Here is a 16,848-nt window from a genome sequence, read left to right on the forward strand (position 1 = left end):
CTCTTCTCGCCGAAGCGTGGATCAGCCGGGGCTGAAACCAATCGTGCGGCGCGTGGTGACCGGCGCATCCAGCGGTTCGAAGCGCCAGCGTCGCACTGCGTTGAGCGCTTCGCGGTCGAAGACGCGCGCCGGGGTGGCACGCACCACGCGTGCGTTGGTCACCGATCCGTCGGTGCCCACGGTGATTTCCACCAGCACTTCACCGCTGGTGCCCGAGCGCAGGGCTTCAGGCGGATAGCGCGGTGCCGGCGTGCTGACTGCACGCAGCGATTGCGCCGGCGCAGCGGCGGGAACGGCGGCACGGGTCGCGGCTGCCTGGCGTTCCGCAGCTTCACGCTGGGCGGCTGCCTGGCGTTCGGCTTCCTGGCGAGCGGCCTCGGCGCGGGCCGCTTCCTGCTGCTGGGCCAGTTGCTGTGCCGCCGCGGCCTCGCTGGCGCGTTGTTGTTCGGCCTGCTGGGCCAGGCGCTGCTGTTCCTTCTGGCGCGCCTCATCGTCAGCCTTGGTCTTGGCATCGTCGGTGACCGCGCGCTCGGCCACCGCCTGTTGCGCGGCGGCGATGCTCTGCTGCAGGCGCGGCAGCGCCGGCGCCTTGGGGTCGGCCTTTTCGATGATGGCGGACAGGCGCTGGGCCTCCGTGAACTCTTCGCGCGCGATGCTCTGCTCGGCGGCGATCAGCGTGTACGGCATCAGGTCGGTCAGCGCGCTGCTGACACCGGGATCGTTCGGCAGTTTGTCGCGCAGGGCGAGGTAGTACTCCATCGCATTGTCGCCACCCGGCGCGTAGATCCGGTTCTCGCGCAGCGCCTTGGTGGCGGCGTCACGCAGGGCATCGGCGTTCATGGCCTGGACCTCGGCAGACACGGCCGGCGGCGGCGGTGCGGCGGGCGTGGCAGCCGCACCGGCGGCAGGCGCGGCGGGTTCTTCCTTCTTCGAGCACGCCGCCACCGCGACGATCAGCAGCAACGGCGCGATGTAACGCAGGCGCCCGGTCGTTTTGATCAAGGACATCAGTTTCTACTCCCCCAAGTGCGTTTCTAATGATGGCGACACAGCCCCGACCCGCATAGGACGCGGGATCGGACGTTGGTTGTCAACGTGGGCCCGTCGCCGCACGCCGACACTTGGTCAGGCGGGAAACGGCGCGATGCCTTCCGGGTACCCCTACCCGGTGGTCAGGGTACGTCGCCTCCTCATCACCGACACTTGACGTACGTCACAGTTTTGGTCAGACCCGGACGGAGGCGCGTCACTTGCCGATGCAGAACGTGGAGAAGATGTGGCCCAGCATGTCGTCCGCGCTGAGGCGGCCGGTGATTTCGCCCAGCGCGTCATGGGCGAGCCGCAGTTCCTCGGCCGCCAGTTCCAGGTGTTCGTACCGCAGTTGCTCCGCTGCGGACGCCGCATGGAGGGAGGCGCGATGCAGTGCTTCCACATGACGGGCACGCGCCGAGAACTCGCCTTCGCCTCCCGCGGCAGCCGGCTCTCCGGCCAGCGCGCGCAGGCGCTCGTGAAGGCGCGCCAGGCCGGCGCCCGTCGCGGCGGAGACATGCACGCTGGCGTCGTCATCCGCGGGCACCTCGGCCAGCAGGTCGGCCTTGTTGTGGATCCAGAGCACCGTGGGCACACCGGCGATGCTGTCGGCGATCGCAGCGCGGCCGGCGTCGGGATCGCGCGCATCGACCACCGCCAGCGCGACATCGGCGCGCGTGAGCTCCGCGCGCGCGCGCCGCATGCCCTCGCGTTCGATCGCGTCGCCGCCATCCCGTAGGCCTGCGGTATCCACCAGATGCAGTTCCAGGCCATCCAGCCGGATGGTTTCGCGCAAAGTATCGCGCGTGGTGCCCGCCACGTCGGTGACGATGGCCCGCTCGCTGCCCGCCAGTGCATTGAGCAGCGAGCTCTTGCCGGCATTCGGCGGACCGACGATGACGGCGTGCATGCCGTCGCGCAGCTTGCGCCCGCGTTCCGCATCGGCGATCAGACCGGCAAGCGAATCGCGGGTATCCGCCAGACGTGCGCGCACTTGCTCGCCTCCGAGCGTGTCGATCGATTCGTCGGCGAAGTCGATCGCGGCTTCCACATGCACGCGCAAGGCCAGCAGCGACTGGCCGATGCCGTCGACGCGCGTGGAGAACACGCCGTCGAGCGAGCGCCGGGCCGCGCGCGCCGCGCGGGTATCCGCGGCGGCAATCAGGTCGGCGATGGCTTCGGCCTGGGCGAGATCGAGTTTGTGGTTGAGGAACGCGCGTTCGGAGAACTCGCCCGGCCGTGCCATGCGCGCGCCCAGTGCGCATGCGCGCGCCACCAGTTGCTGCAGCACGACGGGACTGCCGTGCGCCTGCAGCTCGACCACGTCTTCGCCGGTGAAACTGGCGGGAGCAGGAAACGAAAGCGCGATGCCGTCGTCGATGACGCGGCGTTCTTCATCGAGGAAACGCACGTAGTGTGCATGCCGGGGAGTCAGCGTACACGCGCAGATATTCTTCGCGATGGCCTGCGCGACAGGCCCGGACAGACGCACGATGCCGACACCGCCCGCGCCCGGAGCGCTGGCAATGGCGACGATGGTGTCCTGTGCATTGTTCATGGGCAAATGCCGGCGGGTGAGCTTTCAGGGTAGCGGAAACACGAAGCCCGCCGGAGGGCGGGCTTCGGGGCGCAGCGGTGGGCGACAATTACTTCGCCGTCGCGGCCTTCGGTGGCGTGGCCGACTCGCCGTGGCGCTTGGTCATCCACCACTGCTGGAGCAGGCCCAGCGCGCCGTTGGTGACCCAGTACAGCACCAGGCCGGACGGGAAGAAGGCCATCATCACGCCGAACACCAGCGGCATGAACTGCATCATCTTCTGCTGCATCGGGTCCATGCCCGGCGCCGGCGTCAGCTTCTGCGTCAGCCACATCACCAGCATGTTGAGCACGGGCAGGATGAAGTACGGATCGCGCGCGGTCAGATCCTGGATCCACGCGAACCACGGCGCCTGGCGCAGTTCGACGGTTTCCACCAGCACCCAGTACAGCGCCAGGAACACCGGCATCTGCACGAGGATCGGCAGGCAGCCGCCCATCGGATTGATCTTCTCCTTCTTGTACAGCTCCATCATGGCGACCTGGAACTTCTGCTTGTCGTCGCCGTAGCGCTCCTTCAACTGCTGGATGCGCGGCTGGAACTTGCGCATCTTGGCGAAGCTCTTGTACTGCGCCGCCGACAGCGGATACAGCGCCAGCTTCACCAGGATCACCAGGCCGATGATCGACCAGCCCCAGTTGCCGATGAAGCCATGCAGGAAGTTCAGCACCCAGAACAGGCCCTGGCCCAGCAGCGCGAGGATCGCGAACTGGCTGTAGTCGACCACGCGGTCGATGCCGGGCGCGTTGATCGCATGGATCTTGTCGACCAGCTTGGGACCTATCCACAAGCGGGCAGTCGTGGTGGCCTGCTGGCCCGGGCCGACATTCACACCCGGCCCCATCTCGCGGATCAACGCGCGCGCGCCGCCATTCGGGTTGTCGAGCGAGATGGTGGTGGTGTCGTCGGTGTGCGGAATCCATGCCGTGAAGAAGTGGTGCTGCAGGATCGCGATCCAGCCACCCTTCACCTGCGCATCGACGCGACCGTCTTCCAGATAGTCCTCGTTGAACTTGCGGCGCTGGTAGCCGCCGTCCCACCAGGTGGCGCCGCTGAAACTGAAGGACTCCGGATTGGTCATCCCGCTCTTGACCTCCGGCGGTGTGCGCAGCAGCTGACGGTAGACCGTGCCCTGCCAGGTGCCGGTGCCCGCGTTGACGACCTCGTCGCGTACTTCCACCTCATAGCTGGCGCGCTTGAAGGTGTAGGTGCGGCGGATGCTCACGCCGTCCGGGCCCTGCCACAGGAACGGCACGCGGACACTGTCGGCGCCCTGGGCGAGCGCGACATCGCCGGCACCGTTCTCGGGCACGAACGCATGGTGGTCGGGCGCCTTCGACTGCCCGCTGACCCAACCGCTTTCGGCCACGTAGAAATGCTGGGGGTCTTCGCTCATGAGGCGGACCGGGCCACTGCCCGGCGCCTTGCTCTGCGGGTAATGCAGCAGGTCTGCCTGCAGCACGCTGCCCCCGTCCACGACCAGGCGCAGCACGTCCGTGGACACCGTCACCCGTGCAGTCGTCGATGTCTTCGCCACCGTCGCGGGCGTGGCGGGCACCATCGGCGCCGTCGGCACGGTCCCGCTGGCATCGGGTGCGGTGCCGGTACTGGGGGTCGCGGTCGGCACGGTGCTGCCGGCGGGCGCTGCCGTCGCGAGCGTGGCCGCAGCGGGCGCCACGGGGGCCGCCTTCTGCTGGCCCCACTGCATCCACAACAAGGTCGCCACCATCAGCCAGGCGAAGATCAGGAATACACGGGTCTGGTTCATCAGGCAGGCAGTCTCAACCGGCGTCGGAAACCGGTTTGGTCGAAGAAGAAGGAGTGGGTGGCGGCGAAGGGGAATTCAAGCCCGGCGGCATTGTGCCGCCCGGTGCCGGTGGCGGCAATGCGCCGGCACGCACGAGGACGCGTTCGAAGGTCGCCCGCAGCTGGCCTGCATCCGCCTTGGCAGCCGGCGCGCGCGCGACCACCACGTAGTCGCCGCCGGGAAGGCCCGCGCGCAGACGACGGAAGTGTTCGCGCAACTGGCGCTTGATCCGGTTTCGCATGACGGCGCGCGTATCGACCTTGCGCGATACCGCCAACCCCAGGCGTGCAGGCCCCTCGCCCGGCAGCCAGTGCAGGCTCAGCATCGGATCGGAGGTGCGGCGCGCCTGATCGAACACACGCGCATAGTCTGCTCGCGCGCGGACGCGCGCGGCGCGCGGGAAAGTGGTGCTCATCTCAGCAAGAAGCCCGCTCGTGACCGGGCGGGCTCCTGGTGATGCAGTGAACGCATGGATGCATGGCCGCGATGTGCGGCCAAGCCATCAGGCGGTCAGGCGCTTGCGGCCCTTGGCACGACGACGGGCCAGGATCTTGCGGCCGTCGGCGGTCTTCATGCGGGCACGAAAACCATGGTCGCGCTTGCGCTTCAGGTTGCTGGGTTGGTAAGTGCGCTTGGTGGCCATGGGGCCCTCGGGCGTGTTCGGGTGGAAAGAACCGGAAATTCTATAGGAACCACCGGCTTACGGTCAACTCCCCCGGTGCTTTCGACACGATGGTCCTTCGCAACGGGCTGAACACGGTGCCGTTCACGCGCTTCATCCACATCTTATGCACAGGATCGTTGGCGGGTCCCGACGCCGGTGGTAGTCTGGCTGACCCCATTGACTCCGCCCCGTGCTGCCTCCGGCAACGCGGGATGGCCTGTTCTACCCCACACGCGAGTTGTTCCACCTGATGGATGCCTGGCCCCGTTGCCTCGAACGCCTGGAAGCCGAACTGCCGGCCGAGGATGTACACACTTGGCTGAAGCCCTTGCAGGCCGAGCAGCGCAGCAATGCCATGGTGCTGTACGCACCCAACGCCTTCATCGTGGAGCAGGTTCGCGAGCGTTACCTGGGCCGCATCCGTGAGCTGCTGGACTACTTTGTCGGCCACGGTGACGTTTCGCTGGAAATCGGTTCGCGCAGCAAACCGGTCGACATCAACGCGCCGGTCGCGACAGGCCATGGCGCTGTTGGCGTTGCGGCGCCCGCCGAGCCTTTCGCCGGCAACATGGACCTGCACTACACCTTCGACAATTTCGTCGAAGGCCGCAGCAACCAGCTCGGTCGCGCCGCCGCATGGCAGGCCGCACAGAAGCCGGGCGATCGCTCGCATAACCCATTGTTGCTGTACGGCGGCACCGGCCTTGGCAAGACGCACCTGATGTTCGCGGCCGGCAATGAAATGCGCCGGCAGAACCCGAATGCGCGCGTGCTGTACCTTCGCAGCGAACAGTTCTTCAGCGCCATGACCAAGGCACTGATCGAAAAGTCGATGGACCAGTTCAAGCGACGCTTCCAGCAAGTGGATGCGTTGCTGATCGACGACATCCAGTTTTTCGCCGGCAAGGACCGCACGCAGGAAGAGTTCTTCCACACCTTCAATGCGCTGTTCGACGGCCGCCAGCAGATCATCCTGACCTGCGACCGCTATCCGCGCGAAGTGGAAGGCCTGGAACCCCGGCTTAAATCACGCCTGGCCTGGGGCCTGAGCGTGGCGATCGACCCGCCGGACTTCGAGACGCGCGCGGCCATCGTGCTGGCCAAGGCGCACGAGCGCGGTGCGCAGATCCCCGACGACGTGGCGTTCCTGCTGGCCAAGAAGATGCGCAGCAACGTGCGCGATCTGGAAGGCGCACTCAACACGCTCGCGGCGCGCGCCAACTTCACCGGGCGCGCCATCACCACGGAGTTCGCCCAGGAAACCCTGCGCGACCTGCTGCGCGCGCAGCAGCAGGCCATCAGCATCCCCAATATCCAGAAGACCGTGGCAGACTACTACGGTCTGCAAGTCAAGGACCTGCTGTCCAAGCGGCGCACGCGTTCACTGGCGCGTCCGCGGCAGGTGGCGATGGCCCTGGCCAAGGAACTGACCGAACACAGCCTGCCGGAAATTGGCGACGCGTTCGCCGGTCGCGATCACACGACCGTGCTGCACGCCTGCCGACAGATCCGCACCTTGATGGAAGCGGACGGCAAGCTGCGCGAGGACTGGGACAAGCTGATCCGGAAACTCAGCGAGTAATCGAGGATCGCCCTGGGGCGCATCCGCGTTGACGCAGGGTATCCGGCCAGTGCTTCACGTTGTCCCGCGTGTCCGCCGCAGGTGCCGGCTCTGCGTATGGCATGCCGCTTCCTGTCGTTGATGTCGCTGCTCCAGGCCGCCGCCGCAACCTGTGGCGTTACTGTAGGTGGGGCGACGAAACGGGGCAACGCATAACATCGTGGACAAGCAGGTCTGCCTTCTGTGGATAAGATGTGCGTGGAATCAGGCCGGAAAGTTGTCCACAGGTTTCTGCATAGGCACACCCGCCCCTGTCCACCGGGTTGGAAGAAGAAGAAATTGATTCAATTCAAATGGTTATGTGGGTTTTCCCGGATTTCGGGCCCTACCATCACCACCAGCTTTTAAGCTTTTAGTCTTTAAAAATCCAAAGCGAAGGGGCCCCAACACTCATGCGTTTCAGTCTGCAGCGCGAAGCTTTCCTCAAGCCCTTGGCCCAGGTGGTCAATGTGGTCGAACGCCGGCAGACGTTGCCGGTATTGGCAAATTTCCTGGTGCAGGTGCAGAACGGGCAGCTCTCGCTGACCGGTACCGACCTGGAAGTGGAGATGATTTCCCGTATCGGTGTCGATGAGGCGCAGGACGGTGAAACCACGATCCCGGCGCGCAAGCTGTTCGACATCATTCGGGCGCTGCCCGACGGCAGCAAGGTGACGGTGAGCCAGACGGGCGACAAGGTCACGGTGCAGGCCGGCCGCAGCCGTTTCACGCTGGCGACCCTGCCTGCGAACGATTTCCCGTCAGTGGACGAAGTCGAAGCGACCGAACGTATCGAGGTGCCGGAAGCCACCTTGAAGGAGCTGATTGAACGCACTTCGTTCGCGATGGCCCAGCAGGACGTGCGCTACTACCTCAACGGGCTGCTGTTTGACCTGAGCGAGCGGACGCTGCGCTGCGTGGCGACCGACGGCCATCGCCTCGCCCTGTGCGAGGCGGAACTGGAAGGCGCGCCCGTGGGCAAGCGTCAGATCATCGTGCCCCGCAAGGGCGTGACCGAACTGCAGCGACTGCTGGAAGGTGGCGATCGGTCGCTGGAACTGGAGGTCGGCCGCAGCCACATCCGGGTCAAGCGGGATGATGTGACGTTCACCTCGAAGTTGATCGATGGCCGCTTCCCTGACTATGCCGCCGTGATTCCGATTGGCGCGGACCGTGAAGTCCTGCTGGATCGTGAAGTCCTGCGCGCCGCCCTGCAGCGCGCCGCCATCCTGTCCAACGAGAAGTACCGGGGCGTCCGTGTCGAGGTTTCTCCCGGCCAGTTGAAGATCAGCGCTCATAATCCCGAGCAGGAAGAGGCCCAGGAAGAAATCGAAGCCGACACCAAGGTGGACGGTCTGGCGATCGGGTTCAACGTCAACTACCTGCTGGACGCGTTGTCGGCCCTCCGCGACGAGCACATCGTCCTGCAGCTGCGCGATGCCAATTCCTCGGCACTGGTGCGTGAGGCGAGCAGCGAGAAGTCGCGCCATGTCGTGATGCCATTGCGTCTCTGACCCGCCTTGTTCCACGTGAAACACACCAGTCGCCCGGCCCCGCGCTGGGCGATGTCGTTTCCAGGTGCCGATTTCGAGCGATCCGGCTTCCGGGCAACACCGCACGCTAGAATCTTGCGATGCCGCTGTCGCTCGCCTGCCCCTTGCTCCACCCTCGCCTTTCCCGTGCCCAGTTGCCTTGGGGCACGCAGGGGACCTCCCCGTGCAGGTAACCCGCCTGGAGGTAAGCGGGTTGCGTCGATTCCAGCAGGTTTCAGTGGCCCCGGGACCCGGGCTCAATCTGATCACAGGCGATAACGGCGCGGGCAAGACCAGCCTGCTCGAAGCGCTCCACCTGATGGCATACGGACGCAGCTTCCGTGGCCGAGTGCGGGACGGCCTGGTCCGAACCGGTGCCGACGCCGTCGAGGTGTTCGTGGAGTGGCGCGAAACGGGCCAGGAGCGTCTTCGTCGCGCGGGCCTTCGCCATACCGGCCAGACATGGACCGGTCGGCTGGATGGCGAGAATGTGGCTCAACTCGGAGATCTTTGCGCCGCGCTCGCAGTTGTCAGCTTCGAGCCCGGTAGCCACGCCCTGGTCACCGGTGGGGGTGAACCGCGTCGTCGTTTCATCGATTGGGGCTTGTTCCACGTGGAACAGGGAGGTGAGGGGAGCTTCCTGCCGTTGTGGCGTCGGTATGCCCGGGCGCTCAAGCAGCGAAATGCCCTGCTGAAGTCAGGCGCAGGGGGTGCCCAACTCGATGCCTGGGATCACGAGATGGCCGAAGCGGGTGAGCCATTGACGGGCCATCGCTTGCGCTATCTCGAAGCTTTGCAGGGTCATCTCTCCGCGGTTGCCACGGAACTGGCGCCGTCGCTCGGTTCCGCGGACCTGCAGTTCCAGCCCGGGTGGCGGCGCCACGAACTGGCATTGGCGGACGCGTTGCTGCTCGCCCGGGAGCGGGACCGCGCGGCGGGTTACACCACTGTCGGCCCCCATCGGGCTGACTGGCGTATCGACTACTCCAGCCTGCCCCACCGCGAAACGCTTTCCCGCGGCCAGGCAAAACTGACCGCGTTGTGCTGCCTGCTGGCGCAAGCGGAGGATTTCGCTGCGCGGAGAGGCGAGTGGCCGGTCATCGCCCTGGATGACCTGGCATCGGAGCTGGATCGGCATCACCAGCGCCGTATCCTGGAACGGCTGCTGGCTTGCGGTGCCCAGGTCTTAATTACCGGCACCGAAAGCCCTTCCGGACTCACTGGCATGCAGGCTACGCCCACTGTGTTCCACGTGGAACAGGGCGCCATCGGGCAGCAGCAGGTTGGCGGCAAAGAGGGCTAAGTGCCCACCAGTGCTATAATTCCGCATTGAATCCCTTGGCCCGCGCGTGGCGCCCACCGACCCGGTGACGCGGCGCCTGCCATGCAGCCGACCCGAAGCGAATGACCGACGAAACGACCTCTTCTGCACCGAACGGCAACAGCACCTACGACTCCAGCAAGATCACCGTCCTCCGGGGCCTGGAAGCGGTCCGCAAGCGGCCCGGCATGTACATCGGCGACGTGCATGACGGCACCGGCCTGCATCACATGGTGTTCGAGGTCGTCGACAACTCGATCGACGAAGCGCTGGCCGGTCACGCCGACAATGTGGTGGTGAAGATCCACGAAGACGGCTCGGTCTCGGTCTCGGACAACGGTCGCGGCATCCCGGTCGATATCCACAAGGAAGAAGGCGTCTCGGCGGCGGAAGTCATCCTCACCGTGCTCCACGCGGGCGGCAAGTTCGACGACAACAGCTACAAGGTTTCCGGCGGCCTGCACGGCGTGGGCGTATCCGTCGTCAATGCCCTGTCCTCGCACCTGTGGCTGGACATCTGGCGCGATGGCCACCACTACCAGCAGGAATACGCGCTGGGCGAGCCCACCTACCCGCTCAAGCAGCTGGAAGCTTCGGAGCGCCGCGGCACCACGCTGCGCTTCCTGCCGGCGGCCGAGATCTTCAGCGATGTCGAGTTCCATTACGACATCCTGGCGCGCCGCCTCCGCGAACTGTCGTTCCTCAACTCCGGCGTCAAGATCACCCTGATCGACGAGCGTGGCGAAGGCCGCCAGGATGTCTTCGAGTACGAAGGCGGCATCCGCAGCTTCGTGGAGCACCTGGCGCAGCTGAAGACACCGCTGCACCCGAATGTCATCTCGGTCACCGGCGAAGCCAGCGGGATCGTGGTGGATGTCGCCCTGCAGTGGACCGACGCCTACCAGGAAACGATGTTCTGCTTCACCAACAACATCCCGCAGAAGGATGGCGGTACCCACCTGATCGGCTTCCGTGCCGCGCTGACGCGCACGCTGACCAACTACATCGAACAGAACGGCATCGCCAAGCAGGCCAAGGTCAATCTGTCCGGCGACGACATGCGCGAAGGCATGATCGCGGTGCTGTCGGTGAAGGTGCCGGACCCCAGCTTCTCCTCACAGACCAAGGAGAAACTGGTCAGTTCCGAGGTCAGGCCGGCCGTTGAGAGCACGTTCGGCGCACGTTTGGAGGAGTTCCTGCAGGAACACCCCCACGAAGCCCGCGCCATCGCCAGCAAGATCGTCGACGCAGCGCGTGCCCGCGAAGCCGCACGCAAGGCCCGCGACCTGACCCGCCGCAAGGGGGCGCTGGACATCGCCGGCCTGCCCGGCAAGCTGGCCGACTGCCAGGAGAAGGATCCGGCACTGTCCGAACTGTTCATCGTCGAGGGTGACTCGGCCGGCGGTTCCGCCAAGCAGGGCCGCAACCGCAAGAACCAGGCGGTGCTGCCATTGAGGGGAAAAATCCTCAACGTGGAACGCGCGCGCTTCGATCGCATGCTCGCCTCTGCCGAAGTCGGCACGCTGATCACCGCGCTCGGCACCGGCATCGGCAAGGACGAGTACAACCCGGACAAGCTGCGTTACCACCGCATCATCATCATGACCGACGCCGACGTCGACGGTTCGCATATCCGCACGCTGCTGCTGACGTTCTTCTACCGGCAGATGCCGGAGTTGATCGAACGAGGCCACATCTACATCGGCCTGCCGCCGCTCTACAAGCTCAAGCAGGGCAAGCAGGAGCTGTACCTGAAGGACGATGCGGCGCTCAACGTGTACCTGGCCAACAATGCGGTCGAAGGCGCGTCGCTGATTCCCGCCGATGGCGAGCCCCCGATCTCCGGTGAAGCCCTGGAGAAGCTGCTGCTTGCCTTCACCACTGCTCGTGATGCCATCTCACGCAACGCACACCGTTACGATCCGGTGCTGCTGGAGTCGCTGATCGATTTCACCCCGCTCGATGCGGAGCACCTGCAGAAGAACATCGACGAGCGGCACGAACTGGCCGCGCTGGAAGCCAAGCTCAACCGGAGCAGCCTGGGCAGTGCGCGCTATGCGCTGACGCTGCAGCCCGCCACCGAACAACGCCCCGCTGCGCTGCTCGCGACGCGTCGGCACATGGGCGAGGAACTGGTGCAGGTGCTGTCGCTGTCGGCCTTCGAGACCGGCGAACTGCGTCCGTTGCGCGAAGCGGCGGCGCTGTTGCATGGACTGGTGCGCGAAGGCGCACAGGTCATCCGCGGCAACAAGGCGCAGCCGGTGGTTACCTTCGCCGACGCACAGGCATGGTTGCTGGAAGAGGCCAAGAAGGGCCGCAGCATCCAGCGCTTCAAGGGCCTGGGTGAAATGAATCCCGAGCAGCTGTGGGATACCACGGTGAATCCGGATACGCGTCGTCTTTTGCAGGTGCGCATCGAGGACGCGGTCGCCGCCGACCAGATCTTCAGCACGTTGATGGGAGACGTGGTGGAGCCGCGTCGTGAGTTCATCGAAGACAACGCGCTGAAGGTTTCCAACCTCGACGTGTGATGTTTCGGCGGATGAGCCCGGTCCCCTTCTCCCCGGTCGACGCGGGAGTCCCCGGCGGACGTCCATTGCGCGGCGTGCTGCCGGCGTTCGCACTGGATGTCGTGCTGGCGGTGGTGCTTTCGTTCTCAGCCATGCTCCTGGGTTTGCTGGGATGGGCCGGCTGGCGCGGTGTGCAGTTGGCGCGCACGCATGGCGGCATGATCGACGCGCAGGCCCTGCAGGCGAATGTGGGCGCTCCGCCCGTCCTGTTCCTCATCGTGGCCACGCTCGTCAGCACCGGCGGCACGGCGCTGCTGCTGTACTTCTGGCGCCGACGCGCAACGATCACCGAACAGAAGCAGTCACGGGCCAACACGCGTCTTCCCCGGACCTGGTTCTGGGCGCTTGCTACGGGAATTTCGACCTTTCTGTTCAGTGCAGTCATGAGCGGATGCGGCCGCGCGCTGGGGCTGGACCTGGAACCGAGCAACCTGGACGTGATCAAGGCCGGATTCGCGCAATACCCCGTGTTCCTGGGCCTGTTCGCTGTCGTCCTTGCGCCCATGTACGAGGAGCTGCTGTTCCGCCGCGTCCTGTTCGGGCGACTGTGGCATGCGGGCTGGCCCGTCCTGGGCCTGGTGCTGAGCAGCCTCGTGTTCGCCCTCGTCCATGAAATGCCGGGCCTCAACGGAAAACCCCTCACCAGCACACTTTTCCTGGTTCTGGTCTATTCGGGCATGGGCGCCATGTTTGCCGGGGTCTACCGGTTGACAGGCACGCTTTGGGCGCCGATCGCCGCGCATATCCTGAACAACGCCCTTGCGCTGGCTGTCTTGCAGATTTACGGCCAGACGCAGGCTTAATGTGATTGACGAAAGTTTAAGACGCGTTTGCCCAGACTCGCGTTGTACGCAATGGTCGCAGGGGGCGCGCATGAAAGTCTGGATTCTCGGGACCGTCGCAATTCTCGGTCTGACGTCGTGTGCCACGACGACCTCGCCCACCGGCCGGACCCAGATGGTTGGGGGCGTCTCGCAGGCGCAACTCGATCAGTTGGGCGCACAGGCCTTTGCCGAGACCAAGGCGAAGGAAACCTTGAGTCGCGACGCGCGACAGAACGGCTACGTCACCTGCGTGGTCAACGCACTCGTGCGCCAGCTGCCTCCCGAACAACGCAGCGTCGCGTGGGAAACCGCTGTTTTCTCGGACAAAGAGCCCAACGCGTTCGCGCTGCCGGGTGGCAAGGTGGGCGTGAACACCGGCATCTTCACGGTGGCCAAGAACCAGGATCAGCTTGCGGCGGTGCTCGGGCATGAGATCGGCCACGTGATCGCGCGCCACCACGAAGAGCGCATTACCCGTCAGATGGGAGCGCAGGCCGGCTTGGGCGTCCTCGGTGCGCTGGCCGGTGCGCGCTACGGTGAGGGTGCGGCCAGCACGGTGAACCAGCTGGGTGGCATGACCGCACAGGCGGCTTTCCTGTTGCCAGGGTCGCGCACCCAGGAGAGCGAGGCGGATGTGGTCGGCCAGCGGCTCATGGCCCAGGCGGGCTTCGATCCTCGCCAGGCCGTCGATCTCTGGCAGAACATGATGGCCGCCAGCGGTGGCCGTCAACCGCAGTGGCTGTCCACGCACCCCGACCCCGCCAACCGCATTCGCGAACTGCAACGCGATGCGCCCTCCCTCGTACCCACCTACGAGGCGGCCAGGAAGGCCGGAAACGCGCCGAAATGCGGCTGACACACGGCACGGTATTGCTGCTACGCAACACCTGAAACGGTATCCGCACGCACCAGGTTTCTGTTAGTTTTGCCGGCCCCGCACGCAGGCGGGTTGGACCGTCATCCCCCGGATGGCCTGACGAGGTTTGAAGATGAAGCTCCGCATGCAAAAGAACACCCTACTCAGCATGATGCTGCTGGCCGCCTTTGGCGGCGGCGTTGTCGCCGATGCCGTGGCGCAGTCCGCCCGTTCTGCCAACCGGAGCGGTTCGCGCGAAGGCAGCCAGAAAGCGGAAGTCCGTTACCCCGACGCGACGCGCGAGGACCCCAAGACCAAGCCCTCCAGCAAGATGCAGGGCAAGCTGGGCAAGCTGTTCAAGGCCTACGAGAAGGAAGACAACGACGCCGAGACGCTGGCGTTGGCCAAGGAGCTGCTGGCCGAACCGAATGCGAACGAATATGACAAGGCCATGGCCGCCCAGCTGGGCGGGCAGGCGGCATACAACCTGGATGACATGGCGACAGCCAAGCAGCTGCTCCAGCAGGTGATCGACCTCAACGCGCTGGACAACAACGGCCACTACCAGTCGATGCTGATGCTGGCCCAGTTGCAGCTGCAGGACGACGAGTTCGAGCCGGGCATGGCCAATCTCAACCGTTATCTCGCAGAGACGAAATCCAACAAGCCCGACGACCTGATCCAGAAAGGCCAAGCGCTGTACCAGATGGAGAAGTACGCCGAAGCCATCCCGGTACTCGAGCAGGCCATCGCCGCCACGCCCGAGCCCAAGGACAATTGGTACGGTCTGCTGCTGGCCTCGCTCATCGCCGCCGAGCGGCCTGCCGAAGCGGTGAAGATCGCCGAGCAGATGGCCGCCAAGAATCCGGCCGACAAGAAGGCCCAGCTCAACCTGGTCGCGACCTACCAGCAGGCGGACCAGTACGACAAGGCCGCCACCACGCTGGAGAAGATGCGTTCCGCTGGCCAGCTGACCGAAGAAAAGGAATACCGACAGCTCTACGTGACCTACGCCAACATGGACGGCCGGGAGAAGGACGTCATTTCCGTCGTCAACGAAGGTTTGGAGAAGGGCTTGCTGAAGCCGGACCACCAGACCTTCCTGGCCCTGGCGCAGGCGTACTACTACTCCGAGCAGATCCCGCAAGCCATCGACGCGTGGCAGAAGGCAGCGCCCCTCGCCGCGGATGGCGAAACCTATCTGAACCTGGCGCGCGTCCTGTGGCAGGAGGGCCGCATCCCGGAAGCCAAGGTTGCTGCGCGCGCCGCGCTGGGGAAGGGTTTGAAGAAGCCGGACGACGCGAAGAAGATCATCGCGCTGCCGTAACGGGATTCGATGACACCGAAGGCCAATTAATCCATACGGATGATGGCATCGGGGCGCCGGATTGGTATAAGCTGGGGGTTCCGTCGGTGAAAACCACCGGCAGGGCCCAGAATCGACGAGGCGTCTCGGCGCTCGTAACAACCTTGAGTTAATTGGCGCATGGCTGAACAACTGGTCATCAACAGGTACCGGGAAGAAGAAGAGGACAACAGCCTCAACTGGCCCCGTATCATCGGTATTGCCTTCGTGATCGCATTGCACGCAGCGGCCCTGCTTGCGCTGTTGATCCCGGCGGTTGCTCCGCCGGCTGAAAAGAAGGAAGAGCGCCGCACCTCGGTCGTCATCGTCGACGCGCCGCCTCCCCCGCCGCCGCCGCCGCCGCCGCCGCCGAAGCAGGACACGCCGCCGCCGCCGGTCAAGAACCTGGCGCCGCCGAAGACGACCCCGCTGCCGCCGCCGCCGGAAGCACCGCCGGTCGACATCGCCGAGCCGCGCCCGACCGATATCGTGACGCCGCCGACGCCGCCTTCTAACCCGCCGTCGACGCCGGACATCGGTGCCAGCGTGGACATCTCGTCGAAGAACATGAACCCGCCGCGTTACCCGCCCGCCGCTGCGCGCGCCGGTATCACCGGTACGGTCATCCTGATCATCGACGTGGACGCCAACGGCAACGTCACCAACGTGTCGGTGGAAAAGTCGAGCCGCAACCGCGACCTCGACCGTGCAGCGATCGATGCCGCACGCAAGTGGCGCTTCAATGCTTCCGTCGTCAACGGCCAGAAGTCAGCTGGCCGGGTCCGCGTGCCGGTGGATTTCACGCTTTAATGAAGGAAGACCGCAGCCAACACCTGGGCCAACGTCAACGCTCCATCCTTTCAGAACCGCAACACCCTCTATCAACACTTATATAAAGGTAAGCGTCATGCTGCAGGAAACCCTTTTTGCCGCCGCCGCCGGGGGCACCAACGCCGCGAATGCCCTGTCGCAGATGGGCTTCGAGCACATGATCAGCGAAATGATCAGCAAGCCCGGCGAGTTCATCGTCTCGTGGGTCGTGCTGCTCACCCTCGTCATCATGTCGGCCATGTCCTGGTACTGGACGGTCATCAACGTGCTGCGCAGCAGCCGCCTGAAGGGCCAGGCCGATCGCGTCACCAGCGCATTCTGGGAAACGCCGAACGCGCAGGACGCCATCCGCCTGATGGAAGAGCAGCCGAAGAACGAGCCGTTCTCCAAGATCGCGCTTGACGCTGCCCAGGCAGCCGCGCACCACCAGCGCGCCGAAGGTTCCGCCGCAGGCCTGGGCGAAACCCTGAGCCGCTCCGAGTTCGTCGACCGCGCGCTGCGCCAGGCCGTGACCCGCGAGAGCACCAATCTCCAGGGTGGCATGACGCTGCTGGCCACCGTCGGTGCGACCGCGCCGTTCGTGGGTCTGCTGGGTACGGTGTGGGGCATCTACGGCGCCCTGATCCGCATCGGTGCAACCGGCCAGGCCTCGATCGACGCCGTTGCCGGCCCGGTGGGTGAAGCGCTGATCATGACCGCCATCGGTCTGTTCGTCGCCATCCCGGCCGTGTTCGCGTACAACTTCTTCAGCAAGACCAACTCGGCGACCATCGCCAAGTTCGACACGTTCGCGCACGACCTGCACGACTTCTTCGCCACCGGCTCGCGCGTTCGCTGAGCCGGCGGTACAAGCAGTCAACGCAACGTTCTAG

At 65.3% G+C, this 16,848-nt stretch carries 14 protein-coding genes; 9 read left to right on the forward strand and 5 right to left on the reverse strand.

What is annotated here, in order from left to right; all coding sequences use genetic code 11:
- Positions 1-21 precede the first annotated feature (21 nt).
- From WBN46_RS18295 to rpmH, 5 genes are all read right to left on the reverse strand, one after another.
- Positions 22-1,008, reverse strand: coding sequence for an energy transducer TonB (locus WBN46_RS18295; protein ID WP_192203072.1), 987 nt, complete (start codon positions 1,006-1,008; stop codon positions 22-24).
- A gap of 238 nt (positions 1,009-1,246) precedes the next feature.
- Positions 1,247-2,587 (reverse strand): tRNA uridine-5-carboxymethylaminomethyl(34) synthesis GTPase MnmE, encoded by a 1,341-nt coding sequence (gene mnmE / locus WBN46_RS18300; RefSeq protein WP_337732829.1) that lies wholly within the window; start codon positions 2,585-2,587, stop codon positions 1,247-1,249.
- An 88-nt stretch (positions 2,588-2,675) separates the two neighbouring features.
- Positions 2,676-4,394: a membrane protein insertase YidC gene (yidC, locus tag WBN46_RS18305; protein WP_337732830.1), complete on the reverse strand. Its 1,719-nt coding sequence runs from the start codon at positions 4,392-4,394 to the stop codon at positions 2,676-2,678.
- Positions 4,395-4,407: 13 nt separating this feature from the next.
- Positions 4,408-4,848 (reverse strand): ribonuclease P protein component, encoded by a 441-nt coding sequence (gene rnpA, locus WBN46_RS18310; protein WP_337732831.1) that lies wholly within the window; start codon positions 4,846-4,848, stop codon positions 4,408-4,410.
- Positions 4,849-4,935: 87 nt separating this feature from the next.
- On the reverse strand, positions 4,936-5,076 hold the full coding sequence (rpmH, locus tag WBN46_RS18315) for a 50S ribosomal protein L34 (protein ID WP_013536759.1): 141 nt from the start codon (positions 5,074-5,076) through the stop codon (positions 4,936-4,938).
- Positions 5,077-5,347: 271 nt separating this feature from the next.
- On the opposite strand from rpmH, the gene dnaA reads away from it, so the two are divergent.
- From dnaA to exbB, 9 genes are all read left to right on the forward strand, one after another.
- Complete coding sequence (gene dnaA / locus WBN46_RS18320; protein WP_192203228.1) at positions 5,348-6,679, forward strand: chromosomal replication initiator protein DnaA; 1,332 nt, start codon at positions 5,348-5,350, stop codon at positions 6,677-6,679.
- Positions 6,680-7,110: 431 nt separating this feature from the next.
- Positions 7,111-8,211: a DNA polymerase III subunit beta gene (gene dnaN, locus WBN46_RS18325; RefSeq protein WP_192203079.1), complete on the forward strand. Its 1,101-nt coding sequence runs from the start codon at positions 7,111-7,113 to the stop codon at positions 8,209-8,211.
- A 202-nt stretch (positions 8,212-8,413) separates the two neighbouring features.
- Complete coding sequence (recF, locus tag WBN46_RS18330; RefSeq protein ID WP_337732832.1) at positions 8,414-9,532, forward strand: DNA replication/repair protein RecF; 1,119 nt, start codon at positions 8,414-8,416, stop codon at positions 9,530-9,532.
- 101 nt (positions 9,533-9,633) lie between these two features.
- Complete coding sequence (gene gyrB / locus WBN46_RS18335) at positions 9,634-12,081, forward strand: DNA topoisomerase (ATP-hydrolyzing) subunit B (protein ID WP_192203082.1); 2,448 nt, start codon at positions 9,634-9,636, stop codon at positions 12,079-12,081.
- A gap of 11 nt (positions 12,082-12,092) precedes the next feature.
- Positions 12,093-12,923, forward strand: a complete 831-nt coding sequence (locus WBN46_RS18340) for a CPBP family intramembrane glutamic endopeptidase (protein WP_337732833.1) — start codon at positions 12,093-12,095, stop codon at positions 12,921-12,923.
- A gap of 70 nt (positions 12,924-12,993) precedes the next feature.
- On the forward strand, positions 12,994-13,800 hold the full coding sequence (locus tag WBN46_RS18345; protein WP_337732834.1) for a M48 family metallopeptidase: 807 nt from the start codon (positions 12,994-12,996) through the stop codon (positions 13,798-13,800).
- 133 nt (positions 13,801-13,933) lie between these two features.
- Entirely contained in the window at positions 13,934-15,127 is a 1,194-nt protein-coding gene (locus WBN46_RS18350) for a tetratricopeptide repeat protein (RefSeq protein WP_192203087.1), read from the forward strand.
- 159 nt (positions 15,128-15,286) lie between these two features.
- Positions 15,287-15,955: an energy transducer TonB gene (locus tag WBN46_RS18355; protein ID WP_192203089.1), complete on the forward strand. Its 669-nt coding sequence runs from the start codon at positions 15,287-15,289 to the stop codon at positions 15,953-15,955.
- A gap of 97 nt (positions 15,956-16,052) precedes the next feature.
- Positions 16,053-16,814: a TonB-system energizer ExbB gene (gene exbB / locus WBN46_RS18360; protein WP_142122860.1), complete on the forward strand. Its 762-nt coding sequence runs from the start codon at positions 16,053-16,055 to the stop codon at positions 16,812-16,814.
- Positions 16,815-16,848: the final 34 nt, after the last annotated feature.

It is taken from the genome of Pseudoxanthomonas sp. CCNWLW251 (genome assembly GCF_037402255.1).
In the GTDB taxonomy this organism is placed as follows: domain Bacteria; phylum Pseudomonadota; class Gammaproteobacteria; order Xanthomonadales; family Xanthomonadaceae; genus Pseudoxanthomonas_A.

Bases quoted from the DNA above. Each gene is read 5' to 3' on its own strand.
- WBN46_RS18295 (WP_192203072.1), bottom strand. From the start codon at position 1,008: ATGTCCTTGATCAAAACGACCGGGCGCCTGCGTTACATCGCGCCGTTG.
- mnmE (WP_337732829.1), bottom strand. From the start codon at position 2,587: ATGAACAATGCACAGGACACCATCGTCGCCATTGCCAGCGCTCCGGGC.
- yidC (WP_337732830.1), bottom strand. From the start codon at position 4,394: ATGAACCAGACCCGTGTATTCCTGATCTTCGCCTGGCTGATGGTGGCG.
- rnpA (WP_337732831.1), bottom strand. From the start codon at position 4,848: ATGAGCACCACTTTCCCGCGCGCCGCGCGCGTCCGCGCGCGAGCAGAC.
- rpmH (WP_013536759.1), bottom strand. From the start codon at position 5,076: ATGGCCACCAAGCGCACTTACCAACCCAGCAACCTGAAGCGCAAGCGC.
- dnaA (WP_192203228.1), top strand. From the start codon at position 5,348: ATGGATGCCTGGCCCCGTTGCCTCGAACGCCTGGAAGCCGAACTGCCG.
- dnaN (WP_192203079.1), top strand. From the start codon at position 7,111: ATGCGTTTCAGTCTGCAGCGCGAAGCTTTCCTCAAGCCCTTGGCCCAG.
- gyrB (WP_192203082.1), top strand. From the start codon at position 9,634: ATGACCGACGAAACGACCTCTTCTGCACCGAACGGCAACAGCACCTAC.
- WBN46_RS18340 (WP_337732833.1), top strand. From the start codon at position 12,093: ATGAGCCCGGTCCCCTTCTCCCCGGTCGACGCGGGAGTCCCCGGCGGA.
- WBN46_RS18345 (WP_337732834.1), top strand. From the start codon at position 12,994: ATGAAAGTCTGGATTCTCGGGACCGTCGCAATTCTCGGTCTGACGTCG.
- WBN46_RS18350 (WP_192203087.1), top strand. From the start codon at position 13,934: ATGAAGCTCCGCATGCAAAAGAACACCCTACTCAGCATGATGCTGCTG.
- WBN46_RS18355 (WP_192203089.1), top strand. From the start codon at position 15,287: ATGGCTGAACAACTGGTCATCAACAGGTACCGGGAAGAAGAAGAGGAC.
- exbB (WP_142122860.1), top strand. From the start codon at position 16,053: ATGCTGCAGGAAACCCTTTTTGCCGCCGCCGCCGGGGGCACCAACGCC.